This window comes from Streptomyces sp. NPDC020742, from assembly GCF_040641675.1.
Classification (GTDB): domain Bacteria; phylum Actinomycetota; class Actinomycetes; order Streptomycetales; family Streptomycetaceae; genus Streptomyces.
In genome coordinates, this window is sequence record NZ_JBFAEA010000004.1 from 109,472 (window position 1) to 130,119 (window position 20,648).

At 72.2% G+C, this 20,648-nt stretch carries 19 protein-coding genes and 1 tRNA gene; 10 read left to right on the forward strand and 10 right to left on the reverse strand.

Annotated elements, in window-relative coordinates:
• Nucleotides 1-62: 62 nt before the first annotated feature.
• Complete coding sequence (locus tag AB0G84_RS09905; protein WP_361318040.1) at nucleotides 63-458, forward strand: GntR family transcriptional regulator; 396 nt, start codon at nucleotides 63-65, stop codon at nucleotides 456-458.
• Nucleotides 459-705: 247 nt separating this feature from the next.
• On the opposite strand, the gene AB0G84_RS09910 is transcribed toward AB0G84_RS09905, so the two are convergent.
• A complete protein-coding gene (locus AB0G84_RS09910; protein WP_361318042.1) occupies nucleotides 706-1,332 on the reverse strand; it encodes a LysE family translocator in 627 nt (208 codons plus the stop codon).
• Between the two features lie 326 nt (nucleotides 1,333-1,658).
• On the opposite strand from AB0G84_RS09910, the gene AB0G84_RS09915 reads away from it, so the two are divergent.
• The 4 genes from AB0G84_RS09915 to AB0G84_RS09930 all read left to right on the forward strand — a co-directional run bounded on the left by AB0G84_RS09915 (nucleotide 1,659) and on the right by AB0G84_RS09930 (nucleotide 5,369).
• The gene (locus AB0G84_RS09915; RefSeq protein WP_361318044.1) at nucleotides 1,659-2,462 is read left to right on the forward strand and encodes a MerR family transcriptional regulator; all 804 of its coding nucleotides are present in this window, start codon (nucleotides 1,659-1,661) and stop codon (nucleotides 2,460-2,462) included.
• Between the two features lie 56 nt (nucleotides 2,463-2,518).
• The gene (locus AB0G84_RS09920) at nucleotides 2,519-3,781 is read left to right on the forward strand and encodes a glycosyltransferase (protein ID WP_361318046.1); all 1,263 of its coding nucleotides are present in this window, start codon (nucleotides 2,519-2,521) and stop codon (nucleotides 3,779-3,781) included.
• A gap of 172 nt (nucleotides 3,782-3,953) precedes the next feature.
• Entirely contained in the window at nucleotides 3,954-4,508 is a 555-nt protein-coding gene (locus tag AB0G84_RS09925) for a M23 family metallopeptidase (RefSeq protein ID WP_361318048.1), read from the forward strand.
• A gap of 444 nt (nucleotides 4,509-4,952) precedes the next feature.
• Nucleotides 4,953-5,369: a hypothetical protein gene (locus AB0G84_RS09930; RefSeq protein WP_361318050.1), complete on the forward strand. Its 417-nt coding sequence runs from the start codon at nucleotides 4,953-4,955 to the stop codon at nucleotides 5,367-5,369.
• A 470-nt stretch (nucleotides 5,370-5,839) separates the two neighbouring features.
• Here AB0G84_RS09930 and AB0G84_RS09935 read toward each other — a convergent pair.
• The 7 genes from AB0G84_RS09935 to galU all read right to left on the reverse strand — a co-directional run bounded on the left by AB0G84_RS09935 (nucleotide 5,840) and on the right by galU (nucleotide 11,143).
• Nucleotides 5,840-5,912, reverse strand: a tRNA-Ala gene (locus AB0G84_RS09935).
• Nucleotides 5,913-6,011: 99 nt separating this feature from the next.
• Nucleotides 6,012-7,040 (reverse strand): hypothetical protein, encoded by a 1,029-nt coding sequence (locus AB0G84_RS09940; RefSeq protein ID WP_361318052.1) that lies wholly within the window; start codon nucleotides 7,038-7,040, stop codon nucleotides 6,012-6,014.
• A gap of 152 nt (nucleotides 7,041-7,192) precedes the next feature.
• The gene (locus AB0G84_RS09945; RefSeq protein ID WP_361318054.1) at nucleotides 7,193-7,819 is read right to left on the reverse strand and encodes a GNAT family protein; all 627 of its coding nucleotides are present in this window, start codon (nucleotides 7,817-7,819) and stop codon (nucleotides 7,193-7,195) included.
• 14 nt (nucleotides 7,820-7,833) lie between these two features.
• On the reverse strand, nucleotides 7,834-8,337 hold the full coding sequence (locus AB0G84_RS09950) for a MogA/MoaB family molybdenum cofactor biosynthesis protein (protein WP_361318056.1): 504 nt from the start codon (nucleotides 8,335-8,337) through the stop codon (nucleotides 7,834-7,836).
• Complete coding sequence (moaC, locus tag AB0G84_RS09955) at nucleotides 8,334-8,816, reverse strand: cyclic pyranopterin monophosphate synthase MoaC (RefSeq protein WP_361318058.1); 483 nt, start codon at nucleotides 8,814-8,816, stop codon at nucleotides 8,334-8,336. Before moaC ends, AB0G84_RS09950 begins: the two co-directional genes overlap by 4 nt.
• A gap of 115 nt (nucleotides 8,817-8,931) precedes the next feature.
• Nucleotides 8,932-10,236: a gephyrin-like molybdotransferase Glp gene (glp, locus tag AB0G84_RS09960; RefSeq protein ID WP_361318060.1), complete on the reverse strand. Its 1,305-nt coding sequence runs from the start codon at nucleotides 10,234-10,236 to the stop codon at nucleotides 8,932-8,934.
• A gap of 4 nt (nucleotides 10,237-10,240) precedes the next feature.
• On the reverse strand, nucleotides 10,241-11,143 hold the full coding sequence (gene galU / locus AB0G84_RS09965) for a UTP--glucose-1-phosphate uridylyltransferase GalU (protein WP_361318062.1): 903 nt from the start codon (nucleotides 11,141-11,143) through the stop codon (nucleotides 10,241-10,243).
• 144 nt (nucleotides 11,144-11,287) lie between these two features.
• On the opposite strand from galU, the gene AB0G84_RS09970 reads away from it, so the two are divergent.
• A complete protein-coding gene (locus AB0G84_RS09970; RefSeq protein ID WP_361318064.1) occupies nucleotides 11,288-11,854 on the forward strand; it encodes a 5-formyltetrahydrofolate cyclo-ligase in 567 nt (188 codons plus the stop codon).
• A 166-nt stretch (nucleotides 11,855-12,020) separates the two neighbouring features.
• On the opposite strand, the gene AB0G84_RS09975 is transcribed toward AB0G84_RS09970, so the two are convergent.
• Nucleotides 12,021-14,744: a penicillin acylase family protein gene (locus AB0G84_RS09975; RefSeq protein ID WP_361318066.1), complete on the reverse strand. Its 2,724-nt coding sequence runs from the start codon at nucleotides 14,742-14,744 to the stop codon at nucleotides 12,021-12,023.
• A gap of 205 nt (nucleotides 14,745-14,949) precedes the next feature.
• Here AB0G84_RS09975 and AB0G84_RS09980 point away from each other — a divergent pair, with 205 nt between their 5' ends.
• From AB0G84_RS09980 to mscL, 4 genes are all read left to right on the forward strand, one after another.
• Nucleotides 14,950-16,476: a potassium/proton antiporter gene (locus AB0G84_RS09980; RefSeq protein ID WP_361318563.1), complete on the forward strand. Its 1,527-nt coding sequence runs from the start codon at nucleotides 14,950-14,952 to the stop codon at nucleotides 16,474-16,476.
• Between the two features lie 457 nt (nucleotides 16,477-16,933).
• Nucleotides 16,934-18,289 (forward strand): MFS transporter, encoded by a 1,356-nt coding sequence (locus AB0G84_RS09985; RefSeq protein ID WP_361318068.1) that lies wholly within the window; start codon nucleotides 16,934-16,936, stop codon nucleotides 18,287-18,289.
• A gap of 125 nt (nucleotides 18,290-18,414) precedes the next feature.
• Nucleotides 18,415-18,759 carry an FmdB family zinc ribbon protein gene (locus tag AB0G84_RS09990; RefSeq protein WP_361318069.1) on the forward strand — a complete coding sequence of 115 codons (345 nt, stop codon included), beginning with the start codon at nucleotides 18,415-18,417 and terminating at the stop codon, nucleotides 18,757-18,759.
• An 892-nt stretch (nucleotides 18,760-19,651) separates the two neighbouring features.
• Entirely contained in the window at nucleotides 19,652-20,158 is a 507-nt protein-coding gene (gene mscL, locus AB0G84_RS09995) for a large conductance mechanosensitive channel protein MscL (protein ID WP_361318071.1), read from the forward strand.
• Between the two features lie 43 nt (nucleotides 20,159-20,201).
• On the opposite strand, the gene AB0G84_RS10000 is transcribed toward mscL, so the two are convergent.
• On the reverse strand, nucleotides 20,202-20,648 hold a 447-nt coding region (locus AB0G84_RS10000; RefSeq protein ID WP_361318073.1), incomplete at its 5' end, for a hypothetical protein.

A 20,648-nucleotide genomic window follows, 5' to 3' on the forward strand; every position in this document is an offset into this window, starting at 1 on the left:
ACGGGCGGCCCGATCATCAAGCGGTCGGGCCACACGGCCGCGCCGGTGGAAGCAGCAGAGAGGTGGTGAGCGTCGTCGAGTTCCGCATCGACCGCCGCAGCGGTGTCGCCACCTACCTCCAGATCGTCCAACAGGTCCAGCAGGCGCTGCGGTTGGGCATCCTCGTGGAGGGGGACCGGCTGCCGACCGCCGCGCAGGTCGCCGCCACGACCAAGGTCAACCCCAATACGACCCTCAAGGCCTACCGCGAGCTGGAGCGGGAGGGCCTGGTCGAGCCGCGCCCCGGCCTGGGCACCTTCGTCAGCCGCACCCTCGCCCGCCCCGATTCCGCCGCGGACGCCCGGCTGCGCGAGGAGCTGCGCTCCTGGATGGCGCGCGCCCAGGACCAGGGCCTGGCCCGCGAGGACGTCCAGGCGCTGGTCAACTCCGTCCTGGAGGAGCGGTACACACGGGACTGAGCCGCTTGACCGTGTTGACGAGGGACCCTCCCGCGGCCCACTTCCCCTTTCCGGATCGGTCGTGCCGACCATGGCCCCGGCAGCAACGGGCAGAGGCTTCCCGTGCCTGATGCGAATCCGCAGCCCACATCCATGACGCTGCCGCGGGTCAGCCGTGCCGAGGTCCACGGCCCGTGCGCCGACGGGGAGATCTCCTTAGCCCGGTGGCGCCGGCCAGCGCTACTGCGGGGCGGAAGGGGCGGGAGATCTACGAGCGGTCGGTGAGGAGGTTGGCGGCAAAGCCGAAAAAGGCCAGGCCGGTGATCTGTTCGAGGCGGCGGCGGACCGCGGGGCGTTGGATGCGCTCGCTGACCGTCGATGCGGCACGGGAGAGGAGCCAGTACCAAGCAGCCAGCTCGATCACATCAATGGCGGTGAAGAACAGCGTCGCACTGAACATCTCTGCGTCTGGCGGGACGAACTGCGGGATCAGGCTCAGGTAGAACACGCCCGCCTTGGGATTGAGGAGATTCGTTCCCACGCCGACGCGAAATGCCACCCAGCGGCTGGCCGGGGCGGTGGTCCGCGCGGCCGGTTCGGGATCGGCCGGCTTTCTGGAACGCCAGAGTGCCATGGCCCCCAGGAGAACGAGGTACGCGGCGCCGACCAAGCGGAGCGTGTCGTACGCCAGGTGGGATGCGGTCAGCAGGGCCGTCAGGCCGGCGGCGGTCGCGATGCCCCAGCCCATGCAGCCGGTGAGGATGCCCAGGGCGGCGGCCAGTCCGCCTTGCCTGCCCTGGGTCACGGACGTTCGGACAACGAGCAGCGAGTCGGGGCCGGGTGCCATGTTGATGAGCATGGCCACGCCGGCAAAGGCCAGCCCGGCGGTGATCATGGTATGCGTTCGGGGGCTCCCAAGGGGTCGGTAGGCAAGGGAGTCCAGAGGACCACGGTCACAAAGAGCCGGCAACCACCTTGCGGCTGACGCCTGGGCCAGGGCTCCAGGGCCACACCCGGCCGTCCCGGACACTGGAATCCACCGACACACGCTGTCACCGGGAGTGCACGAAGCCGGCCGCTTGACCCTCACGTAACGTCAGGCCGCACCCTGAACGTCGTACGGGGGCCCGGGCCGTGCCGTGGACGGGGGAGACGGCACGGCACCGGCGCGGCCGGAAGCCGGCTGCCCCCGGCGTGACGACAGGGACGAAAGGCGCTGCGATGAGCTATTCGGTCGGGCAGGTCTCCGGCTTCGCCGGGATCACGGTGCGCACCCTGCACCACTACGACAAGGCCGGCCTGCTCTCCCCCAGCGACCGCAGCCCGGCCGGCTACCGCCTCTACAGCGACGCCGACCTCGCCCGGCTGCAGCAGATCCTCTTCTACCGGGAGCTCGGCTTCCCCCTCGACGAGATCGCCACCATCCTTGCGGACCCGCAGGCCAACGCCCTGGACCACCTCCGCGCCCGGCACCGCCTGCTGACCGACCAGATCGCCACCCTGCAACGGCTGGTCGAGGTCGCCGAGCACGCCATGGAGGTCCAGCAGACCGGAGTGGAGCTGACCCCCGAGGAGCGGTTCGAGGTCTTCGGCGAGGTGACCTTCGACCTCACCTACGCCACCCAGGCCCATCTGAAGTGGCAGCACCACGAGGGCCATCAGCGCTCGATGGCGCGGGCCGCCGCGCACACCAAGGAGGACTGGGCGCAGATCATGGCCGAGGGAACCGACTGGCGCGGGCGGCTGCTCACCGCCTTCGACACCGGGGCACCGGCGGACGGCGAGCGGGCGATGGACCTCGCCGAGGAACACCGGCAGCACATCGGCCGCTGGTTCACCCCGTGCCCCACCGATATGCACGGCCGGATCGCCGACGACTTCGCCGCCGACCCCCGCGCCTTCGCCCTGGTCGTCCCGCCCGGTGAACAGCGCCCCGGCCTCGCGGCGTACCTGCGCACGGCCGTGCACGCCAACGCCGTACGGCAGGCGGCGACCGCCCCGCCGCCCCCGGCCGACCGGGCCTGACCCCCGCGCCCCACGCCCCGCCCTCCTCCCTCCCGACCCACCGAGGTGGCTCAGCCATGCCCAGAATCCTGCTCACCGCCGCCGGCTCGCACGGCGATGTCGCCCCCTACACCGGCCTCGGCGCCCGCCTCCGCGCCGCCGGCCACGAGGTCACCCTGGCCACCCACGACGCCTACGCACCCCTGGTCCGCGCCGCCGGCCTGGGCTTCCGCCGACTGCCGGCCGACCCCCGTTCGGCGCGCCCCGGCGACCCGGCGCCCCGCGACGGCGCCCCGACCAGCCGGCGCGCCCTGATGCGCCGGGCCACCGCCTTCATCAACGAGCTGGGCGACGGCCTCGCCGACGCGGTGGCCGAGGAGCCCGACACCGACCTGCTGCTGCTCTCCGCCACCACCGCGCCGCTCGGCCGGCACCTCGCCGAGGCGCTGGGCATCCCCGCCCTGGAGCTGCCCGTGGTGCCCCAGGCACCCACCGGCGACTTCCCCCCGATCGTCAGCGGCGGCCGGTCCCTCGGCCCCCGGGCGAACCGCGCCATCGGCCGGCTCTCCCTGCGCATCGTCGACCGCCTCTACGCGGACGCCACCCGTGCCCTGCGCGCCCGGCTCGGTCTGCCGCCCGCCACCGCGCGGGCCGTCCGCCGCCGCACCGAGGCCGCCGGCCGGCCGGTGCTGCACGGCTTCAGCCAGGTCCTGCTACCCCGCCCCACGGACTGGCCCGACGCCCTGACCGTCGTCGGCAACTGGTGGCCGTGGCACGCCCCCGACGCCCAACTCCCCTCCCATATCCGGGACTTCCTCGCCGCCGGCCCGCCTCCGGTGTTCATCGGGTTCGGCAGCATGGCGGGCGGTGCGGGCGAGCGGCTGAGCGCCCTGGCGGTGGACGCGCTCCGCCGCGCGCGGCTCCGCGGCATCCTGCAGTCCGGCTGGGCCGGCCTCGCCGCGGACCCGTCGGAGGACCTCCTGACCGTCGACGAGGTCCCGCACGCCCTGCTCTTCCCGCACACCGCCGCCGTGGTCCACCACTGCGGCGCCGGCACCGCCGCCGCGAGCCTGCGCGCGGGCGTCCCCACGGTGCCCGTCCCGGTTACCGCCGACCAACCCTTCTGGGCCGCCCGCCTGGCGTCCCTGGGCGTCGCCACCGCCCCGGTCCCCTTCGCGGACCTGTCCGGGGAGCGCGGCACCGCCCGCCTGGCACACGCCCTGGGCCAGGCCGCCGGCTCCACCGCCCGCCGGAACCACGCCGCCGCGGCCGCCCGGCGCATGGCCGCCGAGGACGGCGCCGGCGCGGTCGCCGAGACCCTCGCCCGACTGACCACCTGACGCCCCGCGCCCCCGCACCCCACGACGGCCGCCCGGCGATCAGCCAGCCGCCCTGCCGGCACCGCCGCCGCCCCACGATCGGCCGCCCCGCCCCGCGATCCGCCACCCGATCGGCGGCCGACCACCCCGCCCCGGGATGCGACCGCCCGCCACAGGGCGTGGGCTCACCACTATGACCACGTTCCACACGAGCACCCCGCTGAGCGGAATCCTGCTGCGCGCCATAGCGCCGGCGGTCCTGGGTCCGGTCATCGCCGCGACGGCGGCCCCGGCGGCCCTGGCCGCCCCCACGGACTCCTGGTCCCGCCCGCTGCGCACCTGGGCCCACTACCACGTCAGCGCGCCCTACGGGGTCCGCGGCACCTGGCAGGCGGGCCACCACACCGGCATCGACTTCGCGGTCCGCAGCGGCACCCGGGTCCGGTCCGTGGGCGTCGGCACCGTCGTCCTCGCCCAGCGCTCCGGCGCCTACGGAAAGGCCGTCACGATCCGCATGCGGGACGGCCGCTACACCCTCTTCGGCCACCTGTCCCGGATCACCGTCCGCCCCGGCCAGAAGGTCCGCGCCCACACCCGCCTGGGCTACAGCGGCGCCACCGGCCGCGCCACCGGCCCCCACCTCCACTTCGAGGTCCGCACCTCCCGCCGCTACGGCTCCGACATCAACCCCCTGGCCTACCTGGCCCGCCATGGCATCCGCCTCCCCTACCGCCCCCACACCCACTGACCGCCCTCCATCCCCACCCACCCAACTGCCCCACCACTCCACCCCGTTACCCCAGTCCCCACCCCAACGGGCCCCACCCGCCCCCGAAGCGCCAAGAATCCCGCCCGATCACCCAGACCGGACGGGATTCCCGAGCTGCGGTGGCCCTCCAGGACAGGCGTCGGGGGTTCCACACTGACGACCCGTCGTACACGCCCGTGCTTCCGCAGCGCCCGACTCCGGCCCGCTGTCCCCCTGGCATCCATCGGCGAACAACCGCCCGCCGGAGCGGAATTCGGGATCGACGCCCCGCTTGTTAGCCTGACGGGCGCCTGTCAACAACACTGCGAGCGCGCGGCCGGTCACCCACGGGACACCATCCGGGCGTACGCACCTACCTCGGCCCGATATGGCCGGTCACTTCGGGGGAGCAACGTGAAGCGTCGCCATGTTCATACCGCAGCCGTGTGCGGACTGGTGGTCGTCGCCGTGACCGGCGCCGGCGGCTGCGCCCTCCTCCCGAAGCCCCGGGTCGCCGTCCCCAGCAGCGTGCCAACGTCCGGGACTCTCACCGAACCCGAGTCGGACACCACCCTCACCAGCTGCGACGTCGACGTCGCATTCGGCACCCTGGAAGCCAAGGTGCGCGTGCACAACGGCAACTCCCGGAGCCGCGCGGACTACAACGGCATGGTGAAGTTCAGGGACGAAGCCGGTAACGACGTCGGCACGGCGAACTTTTCCGCGAACGGCGTAGGCGCCGGTGAGACCCGGCCCGTCCCGGTCTCCGAGGAGTACAGCGGACTCGAACGCGACAAGCCGAAGCACGTCAAGTGCAAACTCGACATGCTCCTCAAGAACAACGACGAGACCAATGGCTGAAGGCCACGCCCCAGGGTGCGTTCCGCTCCCCCGCCCGCATCCGTGACGCTGGCGGTACGGCTGCCCGCCCTGTGAACCGCTCACCGGAGGCGGGGGGGGGGACGGACCGGAAGCAGGAGCGTCGCCCCAGTCCCCGAGCCCGCGCCGGCCCTGCGTGACGGGCCGGCGGGGTGTGCTGCGCAGCGGCGGCCGTCAAAGCCGTTGACCTGAGCGCCGGATGCCGACACGAGGGCATCCACAAGGCGAGAGCCACCAGCCACAGGCCCTCCCCCGGGGGGAGCCGCGAGACGCTGCCCCTACCTACACGGGGATCTCCCCACACGCGCCCTCAGAATCGACGCGGAAGGCGCCGCGGAAGCTCGGCAAGCACCTCGGCAACCAGGCCGCTCCCTCGTAGTGGCTGCGCTTCGCTGCGGTACAACACGAAAAAGCCCCCACCGGATATCCCCGGCGGGGGCTTTGACGTGCGGTGGACCTGAGGGGACTCGAACCCCTGACCCCCTCGTTGCGAACGAGGTGCGCTACCAGCTGCGCCACAGGCCCTTGCGACGAGTGAAACTCTAGCATCCCGGTCGCGGTGCTCGGAAATCGCTTCCGGGGCTGGTCAGCGGAGGGCCGTCACGCAGTGGCCGGCGGTGCGGGTCACTCGTTCGCAGCACGCGGGCGGTCCTCGTCCTCGTACTGGTCGAAGAGCGGGGTGCGCCCGCGGGGGCGGCGGGCGGCGGTGTCGGACGGGGAGTGGTCGGGGATGGCGCTGGAACGGGCGGAGCTCCAGGCGTCCTCGGCGTCCAGGTCGACATGGCTGGTGGCGCGCGGGGCGACCGGGGCGGTGACGTAGGTGGGCAGGGGGACCGGGACCGGGTCCCAGCTGCCGGTGGCCGGGCGCGGGCGCTCACGCTCGCGCTGCTGGTCGACCCACTCGGCGTGGTCGGTCTCCTCGACGACGGCGCGGCGACCGGCGGTGTGGGCCGGGCGGGAGTGGGGTGCCGCGCGCGGGGGTTCCGGGGCGGCGTCGGCGGTGACGTCCGGGCGGACGTCGGCCGGGTGGTCGTCGGCGGGTGGCTGGTCGGCCGCCTGTCGGGGGCGGGGCCGGCCCTCGCGCAGCCGCTGGGCCGCTGCCTCCGCCTTGCGCTGGTCCATGGTGAAGGTGAAGCGGCGGCGCTCCTGGGCGCGCAGGTAAATGATGTACGCGGTCAGGAGGACGGCGGGGAGCGCGGGGGCCCAGAGGAAGGGCAGACCGCCGACGGCCGCGACGATGGCGCCGGTGGTGAAGGTGAGGAAGAGGATGGTGATGGTGCGCCGGCGGCGGGCGAGGACCTTGGCCCGCTTGGTCCGCTCGGAGAGCGAGGGGCGCGGCGGGGCGGGCTGCACCCGAGTGAGCGCCTCGGGCTCGTCCGCGGGGGCAGGGTCGCCGAAGGGCCCGGCGGCGGCCTCTTCGGCCGCGGCGTCCGGGCCCGGTTCCTCGCCCGCATCGTCGGTGGGGTAGTCCCCGCGCGCCTTGTCGTAACGGCGCTGCATGGCCGCGCGTCCGGACAGCAGCCGGATGGCGGTGCTGAAGCGCTCGGTCGGACGGGCCTCGTTGAGCTCGTCCTGCCTACGGAGCCACATCGGCACCAAGTAGGCAGCCCAGGCCCCGACGATGACTGCGTAGATGAGGCCGCTACTTCTCACGACTCACACGGTAGAGGGGTTTGCGGGGGGCCATCCGCCAATTGGGCCGGTGTGTCGCACGATCTGGCTGATATCTCGAACTTTTTTGTGATGGTAGAGATCCACTCCCTCCCCTATCGGGCCGAATTGGGGAGGCTATTCGAACATTTATTTTATTTGTGGGGTGCGCCGGGGGCGGCCCCGGGAGCAGCGGGTTTCTCGCGGTGCCAGCGGCTGAGCAGGCCCTGGGGGACTTCTTCCGCGGTGAGCGCGAAAACCGCGTGGTCGCGCCAGGCGCCGTCGATGTGGAGGTAGCGGGGGCGGATGCCTTCCTCACGGAAACCGAGTTTTTCCACCACCCGGCGGCTGGGGGTGTTCTCGGGGCGAATGCAGACCTCGATGCGGTGCAGTCCCACGGAACGGAAGCAGTGATCGACGGCGAGCGCCACCGCGGTCGGAATGACGCCCCGGCCGGCGACATCCCGGTCGACCCAGTAGCCGATGTGGCCGGAGCACATGGAGCCCCAGGTGATGCCGGCGACGGTGAGCTGTCCGACGAGCCGGCCCCGGTACTCCACGACGAACGGCAGCATCCGGCCGGCGTGCGCCTCGGCGCGCAGATGGCGGACCATCTGCCGGTAGGTCGGGCGGTGCGGCGGGACGAGGCCGGGCGGGGGCGGCGGGATGGTCGCTTCCCAGGGGCGCAGCCAGTCGCGGTTGCGGCGGTTGACCTCCCGCCACTCCCGTTGGTCGCGCATCCTTATCGGACGGAGGGTGACCTCACCGTCCGTCAGGACCACCGGCCAGGGCGCGTTCAGCTCGGGCTCCCGGAAGGTCTGGGATGGTCCTCGCCGCGGATCTGGTCGACGGCGTGCGGCAGGAGGTCGGTGAGGACGGCCAGACCGTCGCGTACGCCGCCGGTGGAGCCGGGGAGGTTGACGATCAGGGTCGTGCCGGCGACGCCGGCGAGGCCGCGGGAGAGGGCGGCGGTGGGGACCTTGGTGCGGCCGGCGGCGCGGATCGCCTCGGGGATGCCGGGGACCTCGTAGTCCAGGACCCGGCGGGTGGCCTCGGGGGTGCGGTCGGTGGGCGACAGGCCCGTACCGCCGGTGGTGAGGATGACGGCGTACCGGGCGGAGTCGACGGCACCGCGCAGGGCGGCGGCCACCGGCTCGCCGTCGGGGACGACCTGGGGGCCGTCGACCTCGAAGCCCATGGCGGCCAGGCCCTCGGCGAGCAGCGGGCCGCCCTTGTCGGGGTAGACGCCGGCCGCGGCGCGCTGGGAGGCGGTGATCACCAGGGCGCGGGCGGAGGTCATGACCGGCTCCAGTCGCCGGACTTGCCGCCGGTCTTCTCCTCGACGCGGACGTCGGAGATCACCGCGGCCTTGTCGACCGCCTTGACCATGTCGACGACGGTGAGGGCGGCGACGGAGACGGCGGTCAGCGCCTCCATTTCGACGCCGGTGCGGTCGGTGGTCTTGACGGTGGCCGTGATCTCGACGGCGTCGTCGGTGACGGAGAGGTCCACCGTGACGCCGGAGACGGCGAGCGGGTGGCACAGCGGGATCAGCTCGGGGGTGCGCTTGGCGCCCATGATGCCGGCGATCCGGGCGGTGGCCAGGGCATCGCCCTTGGGCAGGCCCTCCCCCCGTAGCAAGGCGACGACCTGCGGCGACACCAGGACCCGGCCGCGGGCGCGGGCCGTGCGGGCGGTGACGTCCTTGGCGGAGACGTCGACCATCCGCGCCGCGCCCGCCGCGTCGAGATGGGTGAGGTGGTGCTGGCCGCTGCTCATCGTTCTCCCGGTCGAAACTGCCGCCTGTGGGACGACACCGTACCCCCGGCGGGCGCGGGGCACCCGACGGGCCGGGACGATCCGAAGAAAGCGCTAAGAGCTGTCCCGTCGTCCCTCAGGCGAGCACGACGACGTCCACCGTGCCGCCGTCGGGGACCTCGGTGGTGTCCTCGGGGACCACGATCAGTGCGTTGGCGTGCGCCATGGCCTTGATCAGGTGGGAGCCGGCACCACCCACGGGGGTGACGGTGCCGGTCGTGGCGTCGTAGGAGCCGCGCAGGAACTGCCGCTTGCCCTGCGGCGAGGAGCTGACGGCACCGGCGCAGCGGGCGCGGACGAGGGGGCGGTGGACGTCGGGCAGGCCCATCAGGGCGCGGATGGCGGGGCGTACGAACAGCTCGAAGGAGACGTAGGAGCTGACCGGATTGCCGGGCAGCGCCAGCAGCGGGATGCGGTCGGGGCCGATGAGGCCGAAGCCCTGCGGCTTGCCGGGCTGCATGGCGAGGGTGCGGAACTCGACCTGACCCTCGGCGGCGAGCGTCTCCTTGACGACGTCGTAGGCGCCGACGCTGACGCCGCCGCTGGTGACGAGGATGTCGGCGCGGGCGAACTGGTCCTCCAGCGTGGCGCGGAGCGTCTCGGCGTCGTCGGCGACGGCGCCGACCCGGTAGGCGACGGCGCCGGCGGCGCGGGCGGCGGCGGCGAGCTGGAAGCTGTTGGAGTCGTGGATCTGGCCGGGGCCCAACGCCTCGCCGGGCTGGACGAGTTCGCTGCCGGTGGACATCACCACGACCCGGGGGCGGGGGCGGACCCGGACCGTGCCGAGGCCGAGCGCGGCGAGCAGGCCGATCTGGGTGGGGCCCAGCAGTGTGCCCGCGGCCAGCGCCGGCTCGCCCTCGGTGACGTCGCTGCCACGGGTGCGCACATGTGCGCCGGCGGCGGCCGGGCGGTGGATACGGACCTGGCCGGCGGCGTCCTGGGGTGCGGCGCTGTGGGCGCGCATCGCGGCGGCCGGGCCGAGGCCGGAGCCGCCGTCGGTCCACTCGACGGGGACCACGGCCTGCGCGCCGGGCGGCAGGGGCGCACCGGTCATGATCCGGGCGGCCTGGCCGGGGCCGATCTCCGGCAGTTCGCCGCTGCCGGCCGCGATGTCGCCGATGACGGTGAGGGTGGCCGGGGCGGCCTCGGTGGCCTCGGCGACATCGGCGGCGCGGACCGCGTAGCCGTCCATGGAGCTGTTGTCGAAGGGCGGCAGCGCGACGGGGACCGCGAGGTCCTCCACCAGGGCGCAGCCCAGGGCGTCGAGGACGGGCAGCTCGATCGGCTCCAGGGGGCGGATCTGGGACAGCACGTCGTCGAGGTGCTCGGCCACCGACCAGACGCGGTCCTGGTGGCTGGTCCGGCCGGTGGCGTGGTTCAACGTCCTACATCTCCTCGGTGACGTAACTGCGCAGCCAGGTCCGGAAGTCCGGGCCCAGGTCCTCACGTTCGCATGCCAGTCTGACAATGGCACGCAGATAGTCGCCGCGGTCACCGGTGTCATAGCGACGGCCCTTGAAGACGACACCGTGCACCGGGCCGCCCAGCGAGGGGTCGGCGGCCAGCGCCTGGAGGGCGTCGGTGAGCTGGATCTCGCCGCCGCGTCCGGGGGCGGTCTTGCGGAGCACCTCGAAGACGGCCGGGTCGAGGACGTAGCGGCCGATGATCGCGAGGTTGCTGGGGGCCTCAGCCGGGTCGGGCTTCTCGACCAGGTCGGAGACGGTCACCACATCGTCGTCGCCGGTGGGTGCGGCGGCCGCGCAGCCGTAGAGGTGGATCTGTGCCGGGTCGACCTCCATGAGCGCGATGACCGAGCCGCCGTGCTGCTCCTGGACCTCGACCATCCGCGCGAGGAGGGGGTCGCGCGGATCGATCAGGTCGTCACCGAGGAGGACGGCGAAGGGCTGGTCGCCGACGTGCGGCGCGGCGCACAGCACCGCGTGGCCCAGGCCCCTGGGGTTGCCCTGGCGCACGTAGTGGATGGTCGCCAGGTCGCTGGACTCCTGCACCTTGGCGAGGCGGGACTCATCGCCCTTGCGGTGCAGCGCCTCTTCGAGCTCGTAGTTGCGGTCGAAGTGGTCCTCGAGGGGGCGCTTGTTGCGGCCGGTCACCATCAGGACGTCGGAGAGTCCGGCGGCGGCCGCCTCCTCCACCACGTACTGGATGGCGGGCTTGTCGACGACCGGGAGCATCTCCTTGGGAGTGGCCTTGGTGGCGGGGAGAAACCGGGTGCCCAGGCCGGCTGCGGGGATGACAGCCTTGCTGATCCGTGTGTGCGATGGGGTCATGCGCGACACCATAACCGCCTCTTTCGGAACCATGATGAGAGTCCGGTCAAGACAGCATGAGAGTGGCAGCAGGGGCACACAGTGAACGTTGAGCACGATAAAAAGCGCAGGTTGCGGCGGGATCTCCTGGAGGTGAGGAGGTCCTTGCCACCGGATGTCGTGGAGGCGACGGGCGAGGCGCTGGCCCGTCGGGTGCTGGAGCTGGACGAGCTGGCCGGGTGCACCGCCGAGGGCCGGGCGGGGCGGTCGGACACCCCGCCGACGGTCGCCGCCTATGTCTCCATCGGGGGCGAGCCCGCCACCAGCCCCCTGCTCGACCGGCTGCGGGCGGCCGGGGTGCGGGTGCTACTGCCGGTGCTGCTGCCCGACAACGACCTGGACTGGGCGGTCTACGAGGGCGCCGAGCACCTGGTCCCCGCGGGCTGGGGGCTGCGGGAGCCGGCCGGCGAGCGGCTGACGCCGGGTGCGATCACCAAGGCGGACGTGGTGCTGCTGCCGGGGCTGGCCGTGGACGGCGACGGGCTGCGGCTGGGGCGCGGCGGCGGCTCGTACGACCGGGTGCTGGAGCGGCTGGAGCGGGCCGGGTCGGCCGCGGCGCTGGTGGTGCTGCTGTACGACGCGGAGGTGCTGGACGAGGTGCCGGCCGAGCCGCACGACCGGCCGGTGCATGCGGCGGTGACGCCGTCGGGGGTGCACCGGTTCCGGCACTGAGCGGCGGCGGGACGGCGGGCCACCGGGACGACAGGGGGGCGCGGGGACGTCGGGCGGCGCGGGGTCCCTCCGCCGCCGTACCCACCGGGAAAACGGAACGGGCGGGCCGGAGCTCTCGAAGAGGTCTCCGGCCCGCCCGTCGGTGGTGCATTGCGGGGCGGTGCGCCTACGGCGACAGGGTCAGGGTGTCCTTGCCCGCCTTCTTGACGGCCGCTTCGCTGGACGCCCAGGGCAGCAGATCGCCCTTGGCCCACTTGTCGGTCTGGTCGTAGTAGTGGGCGTCGTAGGCGTGCCCGGAGGCGCCGGTGAGGTTGATCCAGCGGGACTTGTCGAGGTCGCCGAGGTTGACCACCATCCGCATCGACGGGACCCAGGTGACCTTGTAGCCGCCGGCGGCGTTCCAGCCGGTGGCGTCGACCGCGGCCTCACCGCCGCCGAGGTTCCAGGGGCCGCGGTTGAACAGCCCCTGCAGGAAGCCCGGCCCGTCGGTGCCCAGCGTCTGGTTCTTCAGGAACATCTGGTGCAGCCGGCCCCAGCTCCAGTTGTCGATGTTCTTGCCCAGCTTGGAGGTCAGCTCGTAGCGCGCGTCCTTCATGGCGTGCGCGAGGAGCTGGTCGCGGTTCTTGTCACCGGGGCGGCCGGGCCGGTCCTCGGTCTTCCACCAGGCGTTGTTGGGGTCGTCGAGGATGTTCCGGACGACCTCGTACCAGCGGTCGCCGCCGTCGGGCTGGGCGGTGTCGCCGGCCCGCTCGCCGCACTCGCGGACGTACGTGTCGTTCTCGTCGGCGGGGCCGGTCTCGTCGGCCGGGCGGACGGTCAGGCACTGGCCCTCGGGACGCAGCTCCTTGGGCATCTTGTTGCCGAAGGCGAGCTTGAGGGTGTTGCGCCAGACGGCGTTGAAGTAGGCGGCCGCGGCGGAGTCGGGCTCCTGGGTGAAGTCCCAGCCCTCCAGCAGCTGCTGGGCGTCGCGGACGTACTTGTCCTTGATGTCGATCTTCGTCAGGTAGGGCGTGAGCAGCCGGGCGATCTCGCTGCTGTTGTCCTTCTGGAAGGCCTGCATGTCGTCCGTGGAGACCTTGCCGCCGTCCTTGATCTTGGACTGGATCAGGTCGTTGATCCGCTGGCTGCGGGAGCCGTAGCCCCAGTCCTTGGTGATCAGGTACGGGTACTTCTCGTCGACGACGGCCTGGTTGGCGGTGACGATGTAGCCGCGCTCGGGGTTGTACTCGTACGGCAGGGCCTGCTGCGGGATGTAGCTCTTCCACTGGTAGCGCGGGTCCCAGCCGGGCGCCGGGAAGGTGCCGTCGAAGTGGCCGTCGCCCTTGCCGCGGACCGGGATCCGGCCGGGCGCCTGGTAGCCGATATCGCCCTTGGTGTCGGCGTAGATCAGGTTCTGGGAGGGCACCTCGAAGTGCTGGGCGGCCTTGCGGAAGCTGCTCCAGTCCTTGGCCCGGTTCAGCTCGAAGATGGCGTCCATCGAGCGGCCGGGGTCCAGGGCGGTCCAGCGCAGCGAGACCGCGTAGCCGTCGCCGCGGTCCGGTGCGGCGTTGCCGACCGGGGCGTCCTTGCCGACGTTGCCGAGCTCGTCGTCGCGGTCGGAGACGATCGGCCCGTTCTTGGTCGAGCGGACGGTGATCTCACGGCTCTCGCCGCCGGCGACCTTGATGGTCTCCTTGCGGGTCAGGAAGGACCGCTGCCTGCCGTCGAAGAGGTACCCGTCGGCGTTGATCTTCTCCAGGTAGAGGTCGGTGACGTCCGCACCCAGGTTGGTCATGCCCCAGGAGATGTCCTGGTTGTGGCCGATGACGACGCCGGGCATCCCGGAGAAGGTGAAGCCGGAGACGTCGTAGTTGCACTTGGGGCCGGTGGTACGGCAGTGCAGGCCCATCTGGTACCAGAGCGAGGGCATCTGGGGTGCCAGGTGCGGGTCGTTGGCGAGCAGCGGCTTGCGGGTGGCGGTGTGCGCGCCGGAGACGACCCAGGAGTTGGAGCCGATGCCGTTGCCGTTGGGGCCGAGCAGCGCCGGGACCTCGTCGAGGGTCTTGGACAGCGAGGACAGCTGGGACTGCAGCCCGGTGGCGGCGCCGGCGGCGCCGGCCGGCACGGAGTTGGCCAAGCCCTTGGGCGCGAACCGCTTGGTGGCCGGGTCGACCGCGCCGCCCTCCACAATCGGCTTGTTGCGCCGGTATGGGTAGGCCGGGTAGAGCTCGGCGATCTGCTCCGGGGTGAACCGGCTGGTCATCAGGGAGCGGTCGATCTCCTCCTGCATGTTGCCACGCAGGTCCCAGGCCATCGCCTTGAGCCAGGCCACCGAGTCGACCGGCGTCCACTTCTCGGGCTTGTAGTCGTTCTGGAAGTCCAGCGCCGCGTACTCCAGGGACAGCGCGGAGCCCTGGTGGTCCTTGAGGTAGGCGTTGACGCCGTCGGAGTAGGCCTGGAGGTACTGCTTGGTGCTGGGCGACAGCTTGGTGTCGTACTCCTTCTGCGCCACCCGGTGCCAGCCCAGCGTGCGCAGGAACTCATCGGTCTTGACCTGGCTCTTGCCGAACATCTCCGAGAGCCGGCCGGCGGTCATATGACGCCGGACGTCCATCTCCCAGAAGCGGTCCTGCGCCTGGACGTAGCCCTGGGCGCGGAAGAGGTCCTGGTCGGTGTCGGCGTAAATCTGCGGGATGCCGTTGCCGTCCCGGACGACGTCCACCGGGTCGGTCAGCCCCGGGAGTTTGAGCGAGCCGGTGGTCTGCGGCAAGGAGGCGCGGACGGTGCTGACTCCCCAGAACGCGCCGAAGCCGATGCCCGCCACGAGCAGCAGCACGACCGTTATCGCGACGAGGCGGCCGCGCCGCCCCTTTTTCTTCCTGGGGACTGGGCCGGACTTGTTGGCGGGCATCTCTGTCCTTCGAGGGGCAGGGTGGGAGTGCTGGAGCAACCATAGGCGCACGGGTTCGGCGGCCCCTATGCGGAGTCACCACCAGCACATCCAACTTTCAAGCAATGGTAAATTGTTAGCCTCAGTAACTAGATACGGTAAGGAAAGACCACCCCCGGCCCATCGCCCCACCCGTGCCCGGACCCGTGCGAGGAAGGATCAGCTCCTGACTGTCGACCACCTCAATCAACTCCTGCTGATCTGCTCGCTCGTACTGCTCATCGCGGTTGCCGCAGTACGGCTCTCCTCGCGCAGCGGGCTCCCCAGCCTGCTCATCTATCTGGGGATAGGCGTCGCCATAGGACAGGACGGACTCGGTGGCGTCGTCTTCGACAACGCCGAGCTGACCCAACTCCTCGGCTACGCCGCACTGGTCGTGATCCTCGCGGAGGGCGGGCTGGGCACCAAATGGAAAGAGATCAAACCGGCCCTTCCGCAGGCGGCCGCGCTCTCCACGGTCGGCGTCGCGGTGAGCGTGGGCGTCACCGCGGCCGGGGCGCACTACCTGGCCGGGCTCGACTGGCGCCAGGCGCTGCTGATCGGCGCCGTGGTCTCCTCCACCGACGCCGCGGCGGTCTTCTCCGTGCTGCGCAGCGTGCCCCTGCCGGCCCGGCTGACCGGTGTCCTGGAAGCCGAGTCCGGCTTCAACGACGCCCCGGTGGTCATCCTCGTCGTCGCCTTCTCCACCGCCGGACCGATCGAGCACTGGTACGTCCTGCTCGGCGAGATCGCCCTGGAGCTGGCGATCGGCGCCGCCATCGGACTGGCCATCGGCTGGCTCGGTGCGTACGCGATGCGGCACGTGGCGCTGCCCGCCTCCGGCCTCTACCCGATCGCCGTCATGGCCATCGCGGTGTCCGCCTACGCGGCCGGCGCACTGGCGCACGGCTCCGGCTTCCTCGCCGTCTATCTGGCCGCGATGATCCTCGGCAACGCGAAACTGCCGCACGCCCCGGCCACCCGCGGCTTCGCCGAAGGCCTCGGCTGGATCGGCCAGATCGGCATGTTCGTCCTGCTGGGTCTGCTGGTGACCCCGCACAACCTGCTCGACGACGTCGTGCCGGCCCTGCTCATCGGCATGGTCCTCACCCTGGTGGCCCGCCCGACGTCGGTCTTCGCCGCACTGCTGCCGTTCCGGGTGCCCTGGCGGGAGAAGGCCCTGCTGTCGTGGGCCGGGCTGCGCGGCGCGGTCCCCATCGTCCTGGCCACCATCCCGATGGTGACCGACGTCCCCGGCAGCGAGCGGGTCTTCAACATCGTCTTCGTCCTGGTCGTGGTCTACACCCTGGTCCAGGGGCCAACGCTGCCCTGGCTGGCCAAGCGGCTGAAGCTGGGCGACGGCGAGGAGCCCGCCGACCTGGGCATCGAGTCGGCGCCCCTGGAGCGGCTGCGCGGCCACCTGCTGTCCACGTCCATCGGGCCGATGTCCCGGATGCACGGCGTCGAGGTCGGCGAGCTGCGGATGCCGGCCGGCGCCGCGGTCACCCTCATCGTCCGGGAGGGCTCCAGCTTCGTGCCCTCGCCGGCGACGGTGCTGCGGCACGGCGACGAGCTGCTGGTGGTCGCCACCGATCCGGTGCGCGACGCCGCCGAGCGGCGGCTCCAGGCGGTCTCCCGCGGCGGCAAGCTGGCCGGCTGGCTGGGGACGGACGGCGCCCCGGCGCGAGGCCAGCGCCGGCCCGGGCGGAGCTGAGGCCGGTTCCGGGGGGGGCGCCACTGCGCCCCCCCGGGACCGGAGGATCCCGGACGGCCACCGCAACCCCGGTCCGTACCGGCCGGCCCGCCACCGCGCCCTGGTCCGTACCGGCCGGCTGCCACCGCGCCCCGGGCCGGGCCGGTCGGCTGCCACCGCGCCCCGGGATGTGCTGCACATCTCCACGTTTTCCAAGGGAAACCACGTAAAGCCCTGACCTATCCCAGGGCTTTACGCACTCCCGCCTGTAGTATGAAGCAGGAAATTCGACGAACCACCTCTGCCTGATGCAGAGCTGGCGCGACCGCTCGGCGGCCGCGGTCCCCTGCCACACGCAGCCACCTCTCGGGGTGCGGACCACGCGGTATCACTCGGTCCTGCGCGAGAGGACAGCTCTCGGCACGCCCCCGTGACGACCTCGCGGCGGCGTGCTACCAGGCGGCAGAAAGGCCCGGCCGTGGCATCCGCGGTCAAGGACTCCCGTCCCGGTTACGGACAACTTCTCCGCACCCCTGGTGCATGGACCTTCCTCCTGCCCGGCTTCCTGGCCCGGCAGCCCTTCGCGATGCTGACGATCGGCATCGTGCTGCTCGTGCAATCCACCACCGGCTCGTACGGCACCGCGGGCGCGGTCTCCGCCACCACCGGCGTCTCGATGGCGCTGTTCGCCCCGCAGGCCGGCAAGCTCGCGGACCGCTTCGGCCAGCGCGCGGTGCTGATCCCCGGCGTGCTGACGCATGTCGCCGGCGTCGCCGCACTGATCACCCTGGCCCTGGCGCACGCCCCCCTGTGGGCGCTGCTCGCGGTGGCCGTCCCCACGGGCGCCTCGACCCCGCAGGTCGGGCCGATGGTGCGGGCCCGGTGGGCGTCCCGGCTCGGCGGCAGCCCGTTGATGCCTACGGCCGCCGCCTTCGAGTCGGTCACCGACGAGTTCACCTTCGTCGTCGGCCCGGTCCTGGCGACCGCGCTGTGCACCGGCGTCCACCCGGCCGCCGGGCTGATCGCCGAGGCCGTGCTGACGCTGGCCGGCGGGCTGCTGTTCGCCTCGCAGAAGCGCAGCCAGCCGCCGGTACACCCGGCCGCCGCCGGCGAGGGGCCGCGCACCTCGGCGCTGTCGGTGCCGGGTGTCCGCGTCCTGATCATGGCCTTCCTGGGCATCGGCTCGGTCTTCGGCGGGATGCAGGTCTCGCTGACCGCATTCACCCAGCACATCGGGCAGCCCGGCATCAACGGCGTGCTCTACGGGATCTTCGCGGGCGGCAATATGCTCGCCGGCATCGCCTGCGGTGCCCTCGCCTGGAAGGTCGGCCCGCGGCGCCGGCTGCTGGTCGCCTACGGGCTGCTGGCGCTGGCCACCACCCCGTTGTGGGCGGTCACCGCGGTACCGCTGCTGGGCGCGGTCGGCCTGGTGGTCGGCCTGTGCATCGCCCCGGCTCTGATCACCGGCTACACCCTGGTGGAGTCGTTGGTGCCGGCCGCGGCCCGTACCGAGGCCTTCACCTGGCTGACCGGCGCGGTCGCGCTGGGCCAGGCGGCCGCCGCTACCTCCGCCGGCCAGTTGGCGGACCGCTTCGGGCCGAGCACCGGTTTCCTGGTGCCGCTGGCTGGGACCGCGCTGGCCTGCACCGTCCTGCTGGCCCTCCGCGCCCACCTGGTGCCGCGCACGGTGCCGGCGGTCACTGACCGGCGCTCCGCCGCCGGGGACGAGACCGGGGTCGGGGTCGGGCCTGCCGGGACCGGGGCCGCTGAGGCCGGAGCCGCTGAGGGCTCGAAGGCCGCCGAGGGCCGGGACCGGGAGCTGACGAACGCCTGATCCGGCCGGGGCTCCGGGCGTGGAGTCGGTCACCGTCTGCCGGTCACGGTGGACTGACGGGCCGGAATACTGCAAGATGGAGCGTCGTTAGCACTCAATGAGTGAGAGTGCCAGGAGGAAGTCAAGTGCCGACCTACCAGTACCAGTGCACCGAGTGCGGCGAGGGCCTCGAGGCGGTGCAGAAGTTCACCGACGACGCGCTCACCGAGTGCCCCAGCTGCAACGGACGCCTCAAGAAGGTGTTCTCCGCGGTCGGCATCGTCTTCAAGGGCTCCGGCTTCTACCGGAACGACAGCCGCGGCTCGTCGTCCAGCAGCAGCCCCGCGAAGTCCTCGTCGAGCAGCACGTCCTCCTCGGACTCCGCCGGCTCGTCGTCGTCCTCGTCGAGCGGCTCCGACTCCTCGTCGTCGACGTCTTCGTCTTCCTCGTCGTCCTCCAGCAGCACGTCGAGCGCGAGCTCCGCGGCCTGAGCCGCACACCCCGCACCACTTTCACCGAGCCCCGGCGTCACCGACGCCGGGGCCCGGTGTCGTACGCGGGCCCCTCTCGTCTCATGCGGCCCCTCTTGTCGTCTCATGCGGCCCCTCTTGCCTCATGCGGTCCCTCTTGCCGCTCTTGTCGCATGCAGTGCCTCATGTCGCATGCGGTGCCCCTTGTCGCATGCGGTCCCTCGTCCGGGTGGCCGAGTTGTCCACAGAAACGGGGTCATCCACAGCCTGGAGCGGGCCGGGACGAACTGCGGCACGGTGGTGATCGCCGGTTCGTCCCCAACCCCCACCGAGGTGGTGTCCCATGTCCCAGGTCCCGCTCTCCCCTCCTCTCCCCACACCCCCTCCCGCACCTCTTCCCACGCCCGTCCCGACACCCCTCCCCGCTCCCCCACCATGTGAAGTGCCCCACTTTGCTCCAGTACGGGCCGGTGGCGGCAGACTCCGCGGAGGACGGGGCGCCCACCGGCGGGTGCTGGCGGCCGGCCTGGCGATGACCGCCGCAGCACTGGCCGGCGGGGCCTCGTACGGCGCCGTACGACCCGCTCCCCCGGCGGACTGCCCGTCGGCGACGGCACCTGGGGAGCAGTGATCATGCGTCAAGATCAAGTGGCGTCTGCGCGGTCCTCACCGGAGACTGCTGCGAATGGCGGGGCGCCCGCCGCGCGCCGACGAGGTCGCGCTCACCGCACCGGTACCACCGCATTCGCCCGTCTCCTCGACCGGACCCGCGCCCTCCGCCGGATCCGCGCCGAGGCACCGGCCGATCGCCGGTTTGTGTCGAGCGACTGGACAGCGCCGCCCCGCCCTGCCGTAAGTTGCGGTGCTGAGTGCTGCTGCACCATCCGTTGTACGCATGGAAAGAGGCTGTTAGGTGAGCGAGAGCAAGGGCGTCCTTCAGGGGTTCAAGGAATTCCTGATGCGCGGCAACGTCATCGAACTCGCGGTCGCGGTCGTCGTCGGTGCGGCCTTCACCAACATCGTGAATGCGGTGGTGAAGGGCGTCATCAACCCCATCGTGGGTGCCCTCGGTTCGCAGAACCTGGACCACTACCAGTCCTGCCTGACCGCGACGTGCGCGAAGGACTCCAAGACCGGCGCGTTCACGGACGGTGTCTACATTCTCTGGGGCTCGGTGCTCAGCGCCGCGCTGACCTTCCTGATCACCGCCGCGGTCGTCTACTTCCTCATGATCCTTCCGATCAACAAGTGGAAGGAGCGCCAGGCGGCCAGGAAGCCGGCGGAGGACACCCCCGTGGACCCGACCGAGATCCAGCTTCTGATCGAGATCCGCGACGCGCTGCTCGCCCAGCGCCTCACCGCACCCTCCGTGCCCACTCACCCGTCGGGCACCATCGGCACCCAGAAGACGCAGGAGTAGCAGGCGCCAACGGCCGGCGGACAACGCCGCCCCGTCGCCTCGCTCAGAGGTGGTGGGGCGGCTTTTCGTCGAGGAAGCGAGCCAGATCGGCAGCGCTGTCACCGCCGGACGGGCGGTCGCCCCAACCGCGGTCTGTGTCGTCCGAGGACTGCTGGCTCAGCGGATCGTCGAAGATCAGCCGAGCGGCGCCGGACGAGGCACCTGTCGAGCGCCCGGAGCGCGGGGTGGAGGGGCGCCCGGTGACCCGGTGCCCGGTGGTCGGGGTGGCCGGGTGCCCGGTGGAGGTGGCGGAGGGGCTCTCGGTGATCGAGGGCGCCGCGGGGCTCGCTGCGGAGGCCGGCGGGTGGCCAGGGGCCCGGCTGTGGTCGCCTTGGCAGTCGTTGCCGCTGTCGCGGGCGGCGTCGCTGTGGCAGGTGCCGTCGCGGTCGCTGGCGCCGTCGCCAGGGGCAGCGGATGCGCTGGGGGCGGCTTGGGTCCCGGGGGTGACCTG